Origin of the sequence: Bacillus sp. ISL-45 (assembly GCF_018613195.1) — a bacterium.
Lineage (GTDB): Bacteria > Bacillota > Bacilli > Bacillales > Cytobacillaceae > Mesobacillus.
On the sequence record NZ_JAGGQQ010000008.1, the window covers coordinates 365,834 to 382,451 of the forward strand.

Annotated in this window: 19 protein-coding genes; 11 read left to right on the plus strand and 8 right to left on the minus strand. The window is 44.9% G+C overall.

Annotated features, from left to right (window positions below; translation table 11 throughout):
• Positions 1-9 precede the first annotated feature (9 nt).
• From J7E35_RS11930 to hxlA, 5 genes are all read left to right on the plus strand, one after another.
• On the plus strand, positions 10-1,029 hold the full coding sequence (locus J7E35_RS11930; RefSeq protein ID WP_214779979.1) for a zinc-binding alcohol dehydrogenase family protein: 1,020 nt from the start codon (positions 10-12) through the stop codon (positions 1,027-1,029).
• 11 nt (positions 1,030-1,040) lie between these two features.
• Complete coding sequence (locus J7E35_RS11935) at positions 1,041-1,676, plus strand: bifunctional 2-keto-4-hydroxyglutarate aldolase/2-keto-3-deoxy-6-phosphogluconate aldolase (protein WP_214779981.1); 636 nt, start codon at positions 1,041-1,043, stop codon at positions 1,674-1,676.
• Positions 1,673-2,734: a mannonate dehydratase gene (uxuA, locus tag J7E35_RS11940; protein WP_214779983.1), complete on the plus strand. Its 1,062-nt coding sequence runs from the start codon at positions 1,673-1,675 to the stop codon at positions 2,732-2,734. The genes J7E35_RS11935 and uxuA overlap by 4 nt, the downstream gene beginning before the upstream one ends.
• Before the next feature lie 11 nt (positions 2,735-2,745).
• The gene (locus J7E35_RS11945; RefSeq protein WP_214779985.1) at positions 2,746-3,582 is read left to right on the plus strand and encodes an SDR family oxidoreductase; all 837 of its coding nucleotides are present in this window, start codon (positions 2,746-2,748) and stop codon (positions 3,580-3,582) included.
• Between the two features lie 74 nt (positions 3,583-3,656).
• Complete coding sequence (hxlA, locus tag J7E35_RS11950; RefSeq protein WP_214779987.1) at positions 3,657-4,274, plus strand: 3-hexulose-6-phosphate synthase; 618 nt, start codon at positions 3,657-3,659, stop codon at positions 4,272-4,274.
• 127 nt (positions 4,275-4,401) lie between these two features.
• Here hxlA and J7E35_RS11955 read toward each other — a convergent pair whose 3' ends face one another.
• On the minus strand, positions 4,402-5,274 hold the full coding sequence (locus J7E35_RS11955) for a glycerophosphodiester phosphodiesterase (protein ID WP_214779988.1): 873 nt from the start codon (positions 5,272-5,274) through the stop codon (positions 4,402-4,404).
• A 200-nt stretch (positions 5,275-5,474) separates the two neighbouring features.
• On the opposite strand from J7E35_RS11955, the gene J7E35_RS11960 reads away from it, so the two are divergent.
• The 4 genes from J7E35_RS11960 to J7E35_RS11975 all read left to right on the plus strand — a co-directional run bounded on the left by J7E35_RS11960 (position 5,475) and on the right by J7E35_RS11975 (position 9,751).
• Positions 5,475-6,608, plus strand: a complete 1,134-nt coding sequence (locus J7E35_RS11960) for an ABC transporter ATP-binding protein (RefSeq protein WP_214779990.1) — start codon at positions 5,475-5,477, stop codon at positions 6,606-6,608.
• The gene (locus J7E35_RS11965; RefSeq protein ID WP_214779992.1) at positions 6,605-7,513 is read left to right on the plus strand and encodes a carbohydrate ABC transporter permease; all 909 of its coding nucleotides are present in this window, start codon (positions 6,605-6,607) and stop codon (positions 7,511-7,513) included. Before J7E35_RS11960 ends, J7E35_RS11965 begins: the two co-directional genes overlap by 4 nt.
• A 2-nt stretch (positions 7,514-7,515) precedes the next feature.
• Positions 7,516-8,328 (plus strand): carbohydrate ABC transporter permease, encoded by an 813-nt coding sequence (locus J7E35_RS11970; protein ID WP_214780089.1) that lies wholly within the window; start codon positions 7,516-7,518, stop codon positions 8,326-8,328.
• Between the two features lie 61 nt (positions 8,329-8,389).
• Entirely contained in the window at positions 8,390-9,751 is a 1,362-nt protein-coding gene (locus J7E35_RS11975; protein ID WP_214779994.1) for an ABC transporter substrate-binding protein, read from the plus strand.
• A 57-nt stretch (positions 9,752-9,808) separates the two neighbouring features.
• Here the strand turns inward: J7E35_RS11975 and J7E35_RS11980 are convergent, their stop codons facing one another.
• Genes J7E35_RS11980 through J7E35_RS11990 form a run of 3 tightly spaced genes read right to left on the minus strand, consistent with a single transcriptional unit; the run spans position 9,809 to position 11,321 of the window.
• A complete protein-coding gene (locus J7E35_RS11980) occupies positions 9,809-10,174 on the minus strand; it encodes an EamA family transporter (protein WP_214779996.1) in 366 nt (121 codons plus the stop codon).
• On the minus strand, positions 10,161-10,622 hold the full coding sequence (locus tag J7E35_RS11985) for a DUF2304 domain-containing protein (RefSeq protein ID WP_214779999.1): 462 nt from the start codon (positions 10,620-10,622) through the stop codon (positions 10,161-10,163). The genes J7E35_RS11980 and J7E35_RS11985 overlap by 14 nt, the downstream gene beginning before the upstream one ends.
• 9 nt (positions 10,623-10,631) lie before the next feature.
• On the minus strand, positions 10,632-11,321 hold the full coding sequence (locus J7E35_RS11990) for a glycosyltransferase family 2 protein (RefSeq protein ID WP_214780001.1): 690 nt from the start codon (positions 11,319-11,321) through the stop codon (positions 10,632-10,634).
• Positions 11,322-11,470: 149 nt separating this feature from the next.
• On the opposite strand from J7E35_RS11990, the gene J7E35_RS11995 reads away from it, so the two are divergent.
• Positions 11,471-12,679: a glycosyltransferase family 39 protein gene (locus tag J7E35_RS11995; RefSeq protein ID WP_214780003.1), complete on the plus strand. Its 1,209-nt coding sequence runs from the start codon at positions 11,471-11,473 to the stop codon at positions 12,677-12,679.
• 396 nt (positions 12,680-13,075) lie between these two features.
• Here the strand turns inward: J7E35_RS11995 and tagU are convergent, their stop codons facing one another.
• Entirely contained in the window at positions 13,076-14,008 is a 933-nt protein-coding gene (tagU, locus tag J7E35_RS12000) for a polyisoprenyl-teichoic acid--peptidoglycan teichoic acid transferase TagU (RefSeq protein WP_214780005.1), read from the minus strand.
• A gap of 298 nt (positions 14,009-14,306) precedes the next feature.
• Between tagU and J7E35_RS12005 the strand changes: the two genes are divergently transcribed.
• Complete coding sequence (locus tag J7E35_RS12005; protein ID WP_214780007.1) at positions 14,307-15,272, plus strand: S-layer homology domain-containing protein; 966 nt, start codon at positions 14,307-14,309, stop codon at positions 15,270-15,272.
• A gap of 87 nt (positions 15,273-15,359) precedes the next feature.
• On the opposite strand, the gene J7E35_RS12010 is transcribed toward J7E35_RS12005, so the two are convergent.
• Genes J7E35_RS12010 through J7E35_RS12020 form a run of 3 tightly spaced genes read right to left on the minus strand, consistent with a single transcriptional unit; the run spans position 15,360 to position 16,308 of the window.
• Positions 15,360-15,593: a hypothetical protein gene (locus tag J7E35_RS12010; RefSeq protein WP_214780009.1), complete on the minus strand. Its 234-nt coding sequence runs from the start codon at positions 15,591-15,593 to the stop codon at positions 15,360-15,362.
• Positions 15,594-16,034 (minus strand): S-layer homology domain-containing protein, encoded by a 441-nt coding sequence (locus tag J7E35_RS12015; RefSeq protein ID WP_214780012.1) that lies wholly within the window; start codon positions 16,032-16,034, stop codon positions 15,594-15,596.
• Positions 15,973-16,308 (minus strand): S-layer homology domain-containing protein, encoded by a 336-nt coding sequence (locus J7E35_RS12020; protein ID WP_214780014.1) that lies wholly within the window; start codon positions 16,306-16,308, stop codon positions 15,973-15,975. Before J7E35_RS12020 ends, J7E35_RS12015 begins: the two co-directional genes overlap by 62 nt.
• Positions 16,309-16,618: the final 310 nt, after the last annotated feature.

The following is a 16,618-nucleotide window of genomic DNA, read 5'->3' on the forward strand; positions in this document are numbered from 1 at the left end:
GTTTTAAAGATGAAGGCAGTACAAATTCCTCGAGCGATGGAGCTCGTAATTCAAGATTTAGAACAGCCCACAATTAAAAAACCCGAAGATGTTCTTGTAAAAGTGAAGCGGGTTGGTATTTGCGGATCTGATATGCATATCTACCATGGCACGAATCCACTTGCTACTTATCCAAGAATTCCCGGCCATGAGGTTGCCGGGGAAGTGGTCGAAGTGGGATCTGCTGTAGTAAATGTAAAACCGGGGGATCATGTTGTTGTCGAGCCGATCCGCTACTGCGGGGAGTGCTATGCATGCCGCAAAGGACGCCCGAATGTGTGTAAATCATTGTCCGTTTTTGGTGTTCACGAAGATGGCGGAATGCGCGAATCCTTTGTACTGCCTGAAAAGCAGCTTCACGTAGTCGATCCATCCCTTGATTGGGATGAAGCTGTTTTAGCAGAGCCATTCACGATTGGGGCCCAGGCTGTTTGGCGAGGCGGGGTAGAAGAAGGAGATACGGTATTAATTCAGGGCTCAGGCCCGATTGGAATCTGTATTTTAAAAATGGCAAAGCTTCAAGGTGCAAATGTGATCATGACAGATCTCGAAGAGGAGAGATTGGCCTTCGCGAAAGAAAATGGCGCTGATGTAGTTATCAATGCTCGTGAAGTATCTGTTGAAGAAAAGGTGATGGAGCTTACGGATGGTGAGGGTCCTAATGTCGTGATTGATGCAGTTTGCCTTCCTTCGACAGTCGAGTTGGGTGTGAACATTGTCTCTCCAGCAGGAACAGTTGTGGTGCTCGGCTTTGACGAACGACCATCCCAGATTCCTCAGCTTCCGATTACGAAAAAAGAAGTAACGATTGTTGGTTCCCGTTTGCAGACAAACCAGTTCGGAAAAGTGGTCTCATTGCTCAAAGAAAGAAAATTGAAGGGGAACGGATTTATTACACATCAGTTTCCACTTGAGAAAGTGAAAGAAGCTTTCACATTTGTAGAAGAGAATCCGGGTGAAGTACGAAAAGCAGTTATTGTTTTTGAATAGGGAGCGATTGGATGAATTTGAAAATAGAAGCATTAAAGCAATTGGCTGAATCTAAAGTTGTCGCTGTTGTCCGCGGGGGTACGGCTGAAGAAGCGGTTCAAATTTCCGAGGCGGCAATTGAAGGTGGCTTCCGGGCAATTGAACTTACCTATACAACACCGGACGTGGCAAAGGTGTTCGAAGCACTCGCAGGAAAGGATGCTATTTTAGGGGCAGGAACGGTCCTGGACCCGGAAACAGCACGCCATGCCATTTTAAGCGGAGCAAAATTCGTGGTCAGCCCGAATTTCAACAAAGAAATCGCTGTATTGTGCAACCGGTACTCTATTGCCTATCTGCCAGGCTGCATGACTATTACCGAAATCGTTACGGCGATTGAAAGCGGCTGTGACATCGTGAAGCTGTTCCCGGCAAACCGTTTTGACCCATCTTTCATTGGAGCGGTCAACGGGCCTCTTCCTCAGGTTCGTATCATGCCAACGGGCGGTGTCAACCTTGATAATGTTAAGGATTGGCTGGGAGCTGGCGCAGTCGCAGCCGGAATTGGCAGTGACCTGAACAAGGCATACCGTTCAGCGGGAAAAGAAGCTGTCACGGAGCTCTGCCATAAGTATATTGAAGCAGTAACTGGAGGGGATGCATCATGAATATAACATTTCGCTGGTATGGCCGTGATAATGATACGGTCACTCTCGATCATATAAAACAAATTCCCGATGTAAAAGGCATCGTATGGGCTCTGCACCAAAAGCCGGTCGGTGAAGTTTGGGAAAAAGAAGAAGTCAAGGCGGAAATGGATTATATTCAATCGTTTGGTTTCCATGGCGATGTGGTTGAAAGTGTCAATATCCATGAAGCGATTAAACTTGCGAATGAAGACCGTGACCGCTATATCGAAAATTACAAGCAGACAATCAGGAATCTGGGGGAAGTTGGCGTCAAGGTCATTTGCTACAATTTCATGCCGATCTTTGATTGGACGCGTACCGAAATGTTCAAGGAGCTTCCTGATGGCTCGACTGCTTTATTTTTCGAAAAAGCGAAAGTGGAAAACCAGGATCCTCAGGAGTTGATCGATACCGTTTCTTCAGCATCTGATTTAACACTTCCAGGCTGGGAGCCGGAAAAAATGGCGCGGATCAAGGAATTATTTGCGGCGTATGAAAATGTTACAGAGGAAGACCTCTGGGAAAACCTTGGCTATTTCCTGAATGAAATCCTTCCGGTTGCTGAGGAGGCTGGAATCAAAATGGCCATCCACCCGGATGATCCGCCCTGGACTATTTTTGGACTGCCGCGCATCATGACTGGAAGAGAGAGTCTGCGGAGACTTCTATCAGTCTCTGATTCTCCATCAAACGGGATTACCTTCTGTACAGGTTCACTCGGGGCCAGTCCTAAGAATGATATGGTCGCACTTGCCGCAGAGTTTGCACATAATTCACCGTTTGCGCACATACGGAATGTGAAAATCTTTGAAAATGGCGACTTTATTGAAACATCCCATTTAACAACAGATGGTTCCATCAATATCAAAGGGGTAGTGAAAGAGCTATCTGATATCCAGTACGATGGATATGTCCGTCCGGACCACGGCAGACACCTTTGGGGCGAGGTCTGCAGGCCGGGTTATGGTCTATACGACAGGGCGCTTGGCATCATGTATCTTCATGGGTTATGGGATGCATACCAGGCTACAAAATAGGAGGGAATAGGATGTTTCCAATCCATGAAAACTTGAAAGGTAAAACCTCGGTGATTACCGGAGGAAGCGGAGTGCTTTGCTCCGAAATGGCAATGGAGCTGTCAAGACATGGCGTGAATGTGGCGATCCTGAACCGTACAGAGGAAAAAGGGGCAGCCATCGCGAACAAAATAAACTCAGCTGGCGGCTCAGCAATCGCTGTTGCTGCAGATGTGCTTGACGAGAAGTCACTTGAAGCGGCAAAAGCTACCGTTGTCGAGGCGTTTGGACGTGTGGATATCTTGATCAATGGAGCAGGCGGAAATCATCCTGACGCGATTACAGCAGTGGAGACATATGAAGAAGAATCAACAGAAACATCCTTTTTTGATATGGATGCCCGCGGGTTCTCCAAGGTTTTTGACACTAATTTCATCGGAACTTTTTTAACGTGCCAGGTGTTTGGCAAGGAACTTCTGAAGCAGGAGGCTCCTGTCATCATCAATGTTTCATCGATGAGCGCTTATTCACCGATGACAAAAGTTCCTGCATATAGCGCGGCTAAATCGGCGATCAATAACTTCACTATGTGGATGGCGGTCCATTTTGCCGAGACAGGACTGCGTGTCAATGCCATTGCGCCAGGATTCTTCCTGACTGCGCAAAACCGCAACTTGCTGCTGAATGAAGATGGAACGCATACAGACCGCTCCAAGAAGATCATTGCGCATACGCCAATGAAGCGCTTCGGACAGCCGAAGGACTTGTTAGGTGCATTACTGTGGCTGACAGATGAAGAGTACTCCGGATTTGTGACCGGTGTTACCGTGCCGGTCGATGGCGGATTCATGGCTTATTCAGGGGTTTAAGTTAATAATGATTTTTCACAACATCCACAGAGCAACTTCTGTGGGTGTTTGCTTTTTAAAGGGAGGGAACAGCATTGAAAATTCAGCTTGCACTTGATCGGCTTACAAGGGAACAGTGCTTTTCTATTTTGGAAGAAACGTATGACTACATTGATTGGATAGAGATAGGCACTGGTGTCATCAAAGAATTTGGGATGGCAATTGTTCGAGAGATTAGAGAGACCTATCATCATAAAATGATTGTCGCCGATATGAAAACATGTGATGCGGGGCGGCATGAAGCAAAGCAGGCTTTTGAAGCAGGTGCAGATATTATCACGGTAATGGCATTTTCACATAACAACACAATCGCGGAGACACTAGAGACAGCTCAGCTTTTTGAAAAAAGGGTCATGATCGATTTACTTAGTGTCCAAACCAGGGAACGAGTCGAAGAACTTCATGAACTTGGAGTCAACTTGTTTTGTCTCCATATAGGAAAGGACATGCAGCAGGAGGGTGTATTGGCAGACCGTTCACTATACCAACTGATTGAGGGACTTGAAAATGTCGAAGTGGCAATAGCAGGGGGTATATCGGAGAAGACAATTGGAGGGCTCCAAGCCTTAGATATTGCTATTGTGGGAAGCGCAATTACAGGAAGCAGCAATCCAAGAGAAACAAGCAAGGCAATTAAAAGACAAGCAGGATAGTATTTTAAGAGGAAAAATGAGCCCAGTAACAGAATGATTTTGTTGCTGGGCTTATTTGTATTTTTGAATTCACTCTCGACCGAAGGGATGTAAAACATTTAGCTTAAACTAATGTTATTCTCTGGCATTAGATACTTTCAAAAACTTCTTTATTTACCTTCTTTGATGGGGCTGGCCTTTTTTCAGGATAATCCGTAAACACTCCATCCGCTCCGATTTCATAAGCCTGCTGAATGTCTTCGTCTTTATTGACGGTAAAAAGGTGGACACCCAATCCATGATGATGGGCTTTTTTAATATAATCTTTATCCACCTCCCCAAAATTGGCTCCGATTCCTGATGCATATTTTTTCAGCGACCGTAGCTCCCGGTCTGTCATTTGAGCCTTATCAGAATATCTGTAAAGCTGGACCAGCGGAATTGCCGGTTCCAGCTTGTGGATTTTCTTCAGGCTTTTGCTGTGAAAAGATTGAATGATGACTTTCGATTCAGACTGAACCAGCGAATACTTCCTCAGCAGATTGATTAATTTCTCTTCCATCCTTGGGGATTTGGTTTCGATGTAGTAATTTGCGGTTCTCCCATATCGCTGAAAGATTTCCTCAAGTGTAGGGATCTCGACATTTTCGTAGGTAGGGTCGGCGAGTTGCGGATACTGCTCATTGAACCACGAACCGGCTTCCAGCGCCTTGATTTTTTCCAGAGTTAGCCCCTTTGCCAGCCCCGAGCCATTTGTCGTCCGGTCTAACTCCGGATCATGCAGGGCAATCAATTCACCGTCTTTTGTCATCTGCAAATCGATTTCGATATAATCGGCCTCCGAATCCACTGCCAGATCATATGCTGGCAATGTATGTTCAGGCGCGTAGGCCGATGCTCCTCTATGAGCGATGATGATGAAATCTTCCGTTAAAACAAAAGCAGGCTCAGCTTTGCGATCCTCGCAACCGGCACTTGCCAGCAACATAAAGCAGAAGATAAATAGCCATATATTTCTCATGATTCCCTCACTTTTTGTGAAATGTAATTTTCTAACATACTAGCAAAATAAAAAACATATACTCTCAATATATATTGCAAACTTTACAAGTTAATACTTTGTGACGGAGACCAGGAGACCACATCTACTGCCTGAATGGATAGGCATTATTTGTGGTCTCTTTTTTCAGGAAAAGGATTTTTAGAGAAAGGGTGGAGAGCATGAAAAAGGTAGAATTGGTTGGTGTTTCGAAATCATATGATAAAAAAACAGAAGTCATTTCAGATATTACAGTCACGATCGAGCCTGGAGAGTTCTTCGTCCTTGTCGGTCCTTCCGGCTGCGGGAAAAGTACGATGCTGCGGATGATCGCCGGCCTGGAGGAAATCACGGGCGGAATCCTGAAAATCGGTGATGTGGAGGCGAACTGGCTGCCGCCAAGCAAAAGGGATATCTCGATGGTTTTCCAGAACTATGCTCTATATCCCCATTTGACGGTCGAAGAGAACATCATTTTCGGGCTCCATGTAAAAAAAGTCCCGAAAACGGAGCGGAAAAAACGTTGTGAGGATGTCGCGGAAATGCTGGGATTGACACCGTACCTGAAAAGGAAGCCTCGTGAGCTGTCCGGGGGCCAGAGACAGCGGGTCGCCCTGGCACGGGCGATCGTCAACCAGGCCCCGATTTGCCTGATGGATGAGCCGCTATCCAATCTGGACGCGAAATTGCGCGCGCATATGCGGTCGGAAATCCGCCAAATCCAGAGGCGGCTTGGCATCACGATGATTTATGTCACCCATGACCAAGTCGAGGCGATGACAATGGGGGACAGGATCATGATTCTCCATGACGGAAAAATCCAGCAGATTGGCAAACCGATCGATATCTACAATAATCCCGCCAATCCTTTTGTTGCGACATTCATTGGCTCCCCGCCGATGAATATTGGCGAAGGGAAGGTAAATCAAGAAAAGAACGAGGTTGTGTTCAGTGAGGATGCAAAACTAGCCATCCCAGTAGAGGATCGTCATTTATTAAAAACAGACCGGATTATTGTCGGCATTCGACCTGAGCATCTGAAGGCAGCGACGAAGGAGACGAAGGCGGAGAATAAGGTCTATGTAAAAACGACCAATGTTGAGGTGCTCGGCAATGAAACAATTTTTTCCTTTGACATGGGAGGAAGGGAATGGATGGCGAAATGGACTGGCCAGTGGCGGATTGACGTCGGGGATGTGGTTCCTGTTGTCATCGGATATGATTCGGTCTGCCTGTTTGACAGCGATACAGAAAAAATCATCAAGATTCCTTCTGACATCGAGAACCATGTGTTTGATAAAGAGGTGTTCATATGAAAGCAGACGATCCTCCAAAACTGGGTTTTTGGAGAAAATCGCTCAATGCCCGCACAGCCCTTTTATACCTGTTTCCGTCAATCCTCCTGTTTGCAGTGTTCATTTTTTACCCGATGTTCCGGACGATTTACCTTAGCTTTTTCCTGACCGACCAGCAGGGTGCCGCTGCATTGTTTGTCGGCTTTGAAAATTACGCTTATCTTTTCGAGTCGAAGGAATTCCGCAATAGTATCAAGGCGACGGTGCTGTTTGTCCTGTATACCGTTCCGACAGGGGTGATCATCGCGCTGTTCCTGGCGCTGATTGCCAATGAGAAGCTGAAAGGAATCGGCTTCTTCCGGACGGTCTATTCCTCGACAATGGGCATTTCGGTTGCTGCTTCCTCTGTCGTCTGGCTGTTCCTGTTCCACCCCAGCATCGGCATGTTCAACCGGCTGCTGAATGTCATGAATTTGCCAGGTGTCCAGTGGCTGCTCGATCCGGATTGGGCCCTCGTGTCGATTTCAATCTCGACGATCTGGATGAATATCGGCTTCTCTTTTCTGATCCTGCTCGGCGGGCTGCAGAACATTGATGAATATTTATATGAAAGTGCCAGGATCGACGGTGCCGGATACTGGTATCAGCTGCGCAGGATCACGATTCCGATGCTGTCGCCGACATTGTTTTTCATCATCACGATATCTCTGATCAATGCATTCCAGACATTTGGTCAGGTCGACATTTTAACGAAGGGCGGCCCTTCCCAGGCAACCAATCTGATCGTTTATTCTATTTACCGGGAAGCATTCGTCAACTATCAGTTCGGGACGGCAAGCGCCCAGGCAGTATTTCTATTTATCTGTATTTTAATCGTGACGATTCTGCAATTTAAGCTCGGAGAAAAGAAGGTGCACTATCAATGATGATGTCGACACCGAAAAAAATCCTGTTTTATGTTTTGCTGGTGATTTCGGCCTTCCTGGTCTTTTTTCCGGTACTATACGCCTTCATGATCAGCTTTATGTCTGGCGGGGAAATCCTCCAGGGAAAGTTTTTTCCTGAATCGATTCATTTTGATAACTATGTAAAAGTGTTCGACCGGCTGCCGTTGATGAACTACCTGATCAATAGCTTCGTCGTGTCGTTCGCCGTTATGCTGGGCCAGCTGGTTGTCTGCAGTCTGGCGGCATATGCCTTTGTTTTCATTCCTTTTAAGGGAAGGGATTTCATCTTCTTCCTTTTTATCTCGACGATGATGATTCCCTGGGAAGCAACGATGATCCCTAACTTTTTTACCATCCAAAAGCTTGACTGGATGAACACATATCAAGGGTTGACCGTGCCATTTTTCGCTTTGGCCTTCGGGACCTTTCTGCTGCGGCAGCACTTCAAGACGATACCCAAGGAGCTGCATGAAGCAGCAGAAGTCGCGGGGCTCGGGAAGTTCGCTTTCTTTTGGAGAGTGATCCTTCCTGTGTCAAAAACAAGCCTAGTCACGCTGGGTGCCTACGGATTCCTGACGACATGGAATATGTATTTATGGCCATTGCTCGTCACAAGCACGGACCAGGTAAGGACGGTCCAGATCGGCTTGAAGCAGCTGCAATCCCAGGAGGTCGCGACCGAATGGGGCGTCGTCATGGCGGGAGTGATCGTGGTCATTATCCCGACGCTGCTATTGCTTTTTGCGGGCCAGAAGCAGCTTCAAAAAGGCCTGACCCAGGGAGCGCTCAAGTAAGTCATATCGGGTTCAACTTCTGGTATCCAGAAGCATTTTTATAAAAGGGGTGTTCAGCAAGATGGTGAAAAAGTTCAGATGGTTCCTCGTGATCAGTGCGATTTTCAGCCTGTTGGTTATGTCGGCATGCTCCAATGATGCAAGCAAGGGAGATGACAAAGACAAGGAGAAGGATGGCGGCACGAAGCCTGGCGAGAAAGCAGAAATATCGTTCTGGCATGCGATGTCGGGACCGGGCCAGGAAGCGCTTGATGGCATTGTCGCAGATTTTAACAATTCACAGGATCAAGTTGTGGTCAATGCAGAATTCCAGGGTACGTACGAAGAAGCGCTGACAAAGCTTCGAAGTGTCGGCGGCACCGATAATGCGCCGGCCATCATGCAGGTATTTGAAGTAGGAACGAAGTACATGATCGAGAGCGGCTTCATTGAGCCGATGCAGACATTCATTGACAAGGACAATTATGATTTATCCCAGCTAGAGGAAAATATTCTTAACTACTATAAGGTTGATGGCAAGCTGTATTCCATGCCGTTCAACTCCTCGACACCTGTGATGATTTATAACAAGGATGCCTTTAAGGAAGCGGGACTTGATCCGGAAAGTCCGCCGCAAACATTCAGCGAAGTGAAAGCGGCAGCGGAAAAACTGACGAAGAAAAATGATCGTTTTGGCTTCTCGATGCTGACATATGGCTGGTTCTTTGAACAGCTCGTCGCCACACAGGGTGGGTTGTATGTTGACAATGATAACGGCCGTTCTGATGACGCAACAAAAGCTGTGTTTAATGGGGAAGAGGGACTGCGTGTCTTTAAGTTCCTTGATGACATGAACAAAGCTGGAACTTTCGGCAATTATGGAACGAACTGGGATGATATCCGCGCTGCCTTCCAGACAGGCAAAGTCGCGATGTACATGGATTCATCCGCAGGTGTTGCCGGTGCGATCAATAACTCTTCATTTGATGTAGGTGTTGCCTATATCCCTTATCCGGATGAAGTCGAAAGACAGGGTGTCGCAATTGGCGGAGCATCATTATGGATGAGCAAAGGGATCGGCGAAGATAAGCAGCAGGCAGCATGGGAATTCATGAAGTTCCTCGCCTCACCTGAAAGCCAGGCAAAATGGCATATCGGCACAGGCTACTTCGCCATCAACCCGGCAGCCTATGAAGAAGACATCGTGAAGAAAGAGTGGGAGAAATACCCGCAGTTCAAGGTAACCGTAGACCAGCTCCAGGATACAAAACCATCATTCGCGACCCAGGGGGCGTTGATTTCCGTATTCCCAGAATCACGCCAGCAAGTCGTGACCGCACTTGAAAACATGTACCAGGGAACACCCCCGCAGGAAGCACTAGATCAGGCAGCAGAAGGAACAGACCGGGCCATTGAGATCGCCAACAAAACAAAGAAAAAATAGCTTTACCACACTAACGCGCCGGGGGTCTGACCCCCGGCGCGTTAGTGTGGTAAAGCCTTAGTTTCCTTGTATGCCTATCAGGGATACTCCTGCCATGATGAGGAGGACGCCGATGATTTTTGGGGTGGTGAGCGGTTCGTTGAATACGAAATAGGCACCGAACACTGCGAAGATGTAGGCCAGTGATTGGATCGGGTAGGCGACGCTGAGCGGCACTCGAGTCAGGATGAACAGCCACAGTACTGTCGCCAGTCCGTACATGAACAGCCCGCTGACGATCAATGGTGAGAGAAACAGCTTGACGACTCCTCCGACGGACTCGTAGCTGTCAGTCCTTCCCATCAATCCGAATTTCCAGAGGAATTGTCCGCCAACCAAAATCAGTGTATTCACTAAAATAAGAAAGAAATTAAGAATGCTCATTATGCCGCTCCCCGCTCATGCTTTTTTCATTAACCTCAAACCGTCCGTTCTCAAAACCCTCGCCAGTTTGCCCTCTGCTTATATGTTGTTGGTCCTGGAATTGAGAATTCTTCAAGTCCTCGATTTCCTTGGAAAGGTAGGCAACCTCCTGCACAAGATCAATCAGTTTGCTTTGCTGACGCGAAAAAGCAATCGTATGATACATCAATAAAGATAAGACGACAAAAAAGGCAATCAAGAAAATAAGCGATGGCATATAGCTGACACCGATTGCCACAGCTAGACGATTTAGAGATGGCAGGCTAAAAGCGACGACCAATGCTCCAATCGCAAACATCATCCACATAAATGCCTGCTGATCATGCAGCCGGTGCTTGGAGGTGAGCCAGAGCACCTGAAGCAGGAAAAAGACCGCAGCTAAAATAGCGATAAGTTGAACCGTGTTCATGTAGCCCTCCTAAAAAACCGACCGTATGATAGAGAAGAATGTCACCTTCATCATATAGTACATGGATTTTACCGGTGTAATCGAAGATTGGCCGCCTTGACGGGCATTCATCTCCACCTTCATTTCCTTTATTTTATATCCTTTATGGGCAAGCTTAACCAGAACTTCTACCTCAGGATAATCAATCGGATAGTAATTCGCGAACTCCTCAATGATTCGACGGTTGACCACCCTGTAGCCGGAAGTCGGGTCCATCACTTTAATTCCTGCCAGTAAGCGGATCATATAGTAAAAATAAAAAATTCCAATTCTACGGATCAGGCTTCCTTTATAGGCTGTTTTCTCAACAAAACGAGACCCGATCACCATATCGTAGCCGGACCGTCCGATTTCTGTCACAAGGTTGCGCAAATCAGCAGGATTGTGCTGGCCGTCAGCATCGAGCTGGATGGCATAATCATAGCCGTGCCGCTGAGCATATTTGTACCCTGTCTGCATAGCGCCGCCTATTCCCAAGTTAACCGGGAGATTAACGTAGTTGAAGTGGTTATCTTTTAAAATTTGTGCCGTGCGGTCTTTTGATCCATCGTTGACAACGAGATAATCATAATCGCAGGAGTTGATCAGGTTTGTCACTGTATGAAAAATGGCTTCTTCTTCATTGTATGCAGGAATGATGATCAGCACTTTTTTATGCATTGCATGGCTCCTTTGTTTGTACTCGCTTCAAAGTATATCAAATTCATTCACCATAAGCGAAGAGAATTCTGATAGACTCACGCTTTTGCAGTCTTCCATTTTAGTGTATCCTTATTTTGATACAAGACTGACAAAGGTAGGTAAATCAATTGAAGCGTATTTTTGAAAAAATAGGGCCAATCCATTACTTGCTGCTCTTTTTATTCATAGAGGCGTGTCTGCTTCTATATATAAAGGCAGGACCGCAGCCGCCCATGGTTATCACGCCTGATGGCAAACTCTATTACAACCTGGCAGAGAACCTTGTTAATGGCAAAGGGCTGATCAATACGGTCAGGGAAGAGGACATTATTGTACCGCCGCTTTTCTCACTTATCCTGGCACCATTCGTGCTGCTCTTTGACAGCGGCACACCATTCATCGTATTCCAATACATCTTGTTTGCGGCGAACGGTGTATACATCAGCTTCCTTGCTGGAAAGATATTCAGATCCCAGCTGGCTGCAATCCTGACGGGAATCATGTACGCTGTCCATCCCGTTATTTTGTTGAATGGACCACAATATTTGCTGACAGAAACTATTTTCATCAGCTTTTTATTAGTAGTCTTACATCTTGGCATCAACTGGATCACTGCAGAAAACAAACAAAAACCATTTTTTCTGCTCCTGTTCGTATTGACTCTGAGCCTGTTATTCAGGCCGCATCTTTTATTCATGTTCCCAATCGTATTGCTGTTTGTGTTGTTTTTCATCGTAAAAAGAAAGCAGAAACTGATCTCGCTCACGGCTTTCCTTATCCCAGTCGTCCTGCTGCTCTTGAATGGCTGGCATAACCAGCAGCTGCATGGAGAGTTTGTGACCCTTGAAAATTACAGCGGGATGAACCTTTATATTGCGAACAATCCAGAGTCTGATATAGGTTTTTATAACTCAAGCATGCTCCCCGATTATGTCGGTCCGATTTTTCATGAATTAAAGGACGTTCCGCTGTCGGAAAAAAGCGCTATTTTAAAAGAAGTTGCCTTCGACTATATTTTTAGCCATCCAGTCGAAACGGCAAAACGAGTTATCGCTAAATTCTTCTTATTTTTCAAAGGAATTTTCTTGATCGACTGGGTTACGATCATTTTAAGCATCGCGGGTCTATTGCTGGCATTTCTAAAGCTGAAGGAAAATCGCATTCTGCTGATTTTTATCCTTCTGTATATTTTGGGATTCGCAGCGCTTACTTCAGCAGGATTGCTAGTGGGGGGACAGCGGTACCGGACACCAATCATTCCAGTATACCTGCCTTTTGCGGCATTTATAATATCACATTTGTCCGGCAGAATTTTTTCAGGAAGAAATAATTTATAAGAGGGAGGACAGGCGGATTTGCCTGTCCTTTTGATTGTTTTATTATCGAACAGCTTTTAGTCTTTAAAGCAGCTAAATACAATGATTGTACCAAGTAACATAGTTTCCGAAATAACCTTTATCCTAAAAAAGTGCATAAAAAAACCCCCGTCTTTTACCAGAAGAAGGGGGAAGCCCAAAATGGCTATTCAACCAAAATCTAATATATCTTACGCTTGCTAACTAAGTTTTATTAGGGTCATTCATTATGGTAAAATAAAGAATTATGTGTAAAAAAATATCAAAATACACTGTATTAACCATATTTATAGGGAAATAACTCTAGTATTTGGATAATTCTAGTTGAAAAACAGTAAAGAAAAAACTGGATTTTGAGGATTTTTTCCTAAAAAATTTTTATTTTTTTATCCCCAAGTGTGATTTAAACTCTTCCTGAACCCTTTGTTTTTCAGCATCATCCACCTGGTAATAGTATATTCCATCGATTTTTCCGCCCGTTCCCTTCAACTCGATTTCCTCGATTTGCTTGCCGGCGTTTTTGTATTTAGATTGAATATCATACATCTCGCTAAGTGTAAGGTTTGTTTTAACATTGTTGCCTAAAGCCGTAAGTATTTCATCGTAGTTCCCTAAAGAAGAAAGTCTGGCCCCCTTGCGGATTACCGCGCGGATGATTTCCCTTTGTCTTTGCTGTCGGCCGAAGTCGCCTCTCGGATCCTCGTATCTCATTCTCGAGTAAGCAAGCGCCTTTTTTCCGTCAAGATCAATTTCACCCTTGGGGAACTCATAGCCTCCATATTTAAAGCTGAAGTCGTTTAGAACAGTAACACCGCCAACGGCGTCAACAATCTCTAAAAACCCTTCCATATTGACCTGTAAATAATAATCAAGGGGGATATCAAGCAGGTTTTCCACGGTATCCATCGAGATTTCTGCACCGCCGAAAGCATAAGCGTGGTTAATTTTGTCCTGAAAGCCTTTTCCGATAATTTCTGTTCTTGTATCCCTGGGTATGCTCAGCATTTTTACAGAGTTCAGATCAGGATTTACCGTAACCACGACCATCGTATCGGATCGGCCGCTGTCACCGTCGCGCTCATCAACTCCAAGCATTAGTACCGAGAAAGGTTCTTTTTTTTCAAGTGTAATGGGTGTAGCCCTTTTTTTGGATTTTTCCCGGCTGATTGGCTCGTGTATGGAATCCACTGTCTTGGTTACTGAGTTATATAGTGAATAAGAGTATATACCGATTGCTGAAATTGTTAATAGGAAGAACGCAATCAAAATTCGTCTCCAAATCTTTCTATTGCCTTTGGCATTGCGGGTCATGTGAAAAAAACCTCCGATTTAATATGCTCATCTTATCCTTTACAAGATATTTGTGCTTTAAAACAAAAATATGCGGGAAGGAATATTTGGTGTGAAAAAATACTTGCATTCTATCAAGCGGGAGTATGCGGATTTACCTTTTAAAGGAGTTGTTGCATGGTTGATTGATACTATATTATATTCCCTATTAAATAGGGAATATTTACATGTATTAGAAAAACTTTAAATTTGCTAAAATCTTTTTAGCAAGAATTGGTTTCTTGTAAAATATCACCTTATTATTCCAGGAGGAATTACATTGGCAAATCGTTCTTTTAACAAATTTTTAGCAGCAGGGACCTCTGCGGCGATTGTCGTTTCTGCGGTTGCACCGGCAGCGTTGGCTCACGATAATCATGTATTTACAGATGTAAGCGGTAACTATGAAGAAGCTGTTTATTCTCTTCATGATTGGGGCATTGTCAACGGCAAGTCAGATACTACTTTCGGTACAAACCTTAACTTAACTCGTGGGGATGCAGCTGTCATCATGGCAAACGCTCTTGGCCTTGATACTGAAAGTGCACCCGCTGCTGGTTTTACTGACCTTATTCCTCGTATTGAAGGATCTGTAAATGCGTTGGCTGAAGCAGGGATTATTTCCGGCGTTGGCAATGGAAAATTTGCTCCGAATGAGCCTTTGACTCGAGGTGCGATGGCGAAAATTCTTGTTTTAGGATTCGGACTTGAGGACTTTGCTGTTGAAACCCCATTTAAAGATGCAGTAGGAGCATTTGGGCCTTATATCGAGTCATTATATGGAACTGAGATCACGTTCGGTAAGACAAAGGATTCTTTTGGTACGAACATGAACATCACTCGTGGTGATTTTGCCAACCTCCTGTATAGAACTTTCATGTTCATCGACGAAAATATTTACTTCCCATATGCAGTAACTTCTGAATTTTTGGATTCAAATACATTGAAGGTTACTTTGGAAGAAGCGGCACCTGTGGAATACACACCTCAGGATGTTGCAGAAGGCCTCTTGATCTATATTGAAAACGAAGATGGATCCGTGACGATGCCTTCTATGGCAAATGCTGTTCTTTCAGAAGACCGCATGACAGTAACATTTGATATCTCACCAGACCTGGCTGGCAAAAAAGGAATCATCTATGTAGATGACATCGAACAGACCTTCGATTTCACAGTCAAATCTACGCCAGTATCAATCAATATCGATACAAAAGGAACAAGCACAACAGGCACAGCACTACTTTAACGCATAAAACCCCTGGGGGTCTGACCCCCAGGGGTTTTATGCGTTAAAGCGTTGGGGGTCAGACCCCCAATGCTGTAATGCGGTGATTTATGATTGTTCTTCTGTGATGTATTCGATTGTGAAGGTGTCTACTGCGCTCCAAACCAGGGTTTTGAGCAGGCCGTCTTTGTTGTTGATGTTATTTACGTAGTAGCCGTTCACTCTGCTGAGCAGGATGGAATAGGCCTGGTCTGCTGGCTTTTTTAGCATATAGTCGCTATATTTGCTGTCCCAATAACTGATTGCGAACATGATGATTTCTTTCTTTTCAACCGAGGTCATCTACTGCCACATAAATCCATCAAGGTAAGCAAGCGATTCGTACTGGAATGTCATGTACAGCCCCTGCAGATAGTAGGCGATATCATATTCAAAAACTTCCCCGTCATCATAGGTTACTAAAATTGTCTCTTCGTCGATCAGCTCAACACCGACAGCCTCTTCGATCATCATTTCCAGAATGATGCGGTTAAGTGCAAGCTCATAGTACTTCGATTCTTCCATTTTGAATCGATAGGTCAGCTTGGTGAAGGCTTCGCGAGTAGTCGGGTCATGCGGGAAATAATATTTTCCATTCCCTTCGATAAAGCCGATATCCTTCAAAAAAGCGACATGCGGCTGAGCCCAACTGAACACTTTTTGGATGTCTGCAAAACTTGCATCATATTCCAGCAGCACCACGAATTCTTCTAATCCCATCGCCCTTACAAACATCACTGCCATTTCCTGGCGAGTAATTAAAGTGTTCGCCCCGAACAATGTCTTTGATTTTTCCGTAAGTAATTTCTGAATTTACAAGCGCGCCTACATATGGTCGCGACCAATCGGCCAGATCTGTGAATTGCGCAGCGGCCTTTGAATCTAATGGCAATTCCATGGCAAGAGAAAGCATTTTAGCGAATTGTTCCCTTGTCAAATTTTCTTTAGGCCTGAAGGTTCCATCAGCATATCCGGAAATTACATTGTTTTTCGCAAGCTCTTCTATGTAAAACTTCATGGGCGACCCGTCTATATCTCTAAATGTCGCAGAAGCTCAAGGCAGAAGGGCTCGAGTACAAACCAAGCGCCATTGTAAAAGCAAGCAGCAATGCGGTGATTTTCCTCATTATATTTCCCCCATTAAAATCTAGTAATCAGCTAAATTTTAAATATGAATCCTTGATAAATATATTGGTAATTAAAGGATAAATATAACTCAGAAAATGGCAATTATCAGGCTTTTTATGTAAAAATGCCTATTTATGTCCATCATTCACCAATCGACAAAAAATGTTTAATGTGGTAAAAATATTTTGGTAGATACAGAT